Here is a 501-nt window from a genome sequence, read left to right on the forward strand (position 1 = left end):
ACCAGTCGGACGCCGGCAGGCGCGTCACGCTCTACCTGCGCACGGGCGAAACAACGAATACCGGAGCGGCTTTCCGCTTCGCGCGCGAAAACGGTCTGGCGGTGTTCTACTGGGTCGAGGGCGGCACCGGCTATGCCTTGAGCGGCGCCCTGGAACGCGAAGAACTGCTGCAACTGGCCAATCTGGCGTATCGGGAACTTGCCGGCACGCGCTAAATTCCTGCGCGCGGCTGCCTCGTCAGTTGCGGCGCGCCGCCGGCCTGCGCGCGGCCCGCGCCACCCCGAGCGGACCAGCACCCGACAATCCCCCATTTCCCGAGCCTTGCACTTCCAGCAACGAACGAGGTCCACATCATCCGATGAGCCGCCGTATACACCGCCCACCTCATGCACGCCGCCGCCCTGCCCCCGCACCCTCCGCGTGACATAATTCCAGCCATGAACGCACCGAGCCTCCCCTCCGTAGACACCGCCCCCTTCCGTACCCGCCGCGCCCGCCTCA

Annotated in this window: 1 protein-coding gene; it reads left to right on the forward strand. The window is 68.1% G+C overall.

Annotated features, from left to right (window positions below):
• Positions 1–215 (forward strand): anti-sigma factor (locus tag JNK74_30635; GenBank protein MBL7650524.1); only part of this gene is annotated, 215 nt, incomplete at its 5' end.
• Between the last annotated feature and the right edge of the window lie 286 nt (positions 216–501).

This window comes from Candidatus Hydrogenedentota bacterium, assembly GCA_016791475.1.
Lineage (GTDB): Bacteria > Hydrogenedentota > Hydrogenedentia > Hydrogenedentales > JAEUWI01 > JAEUWI01.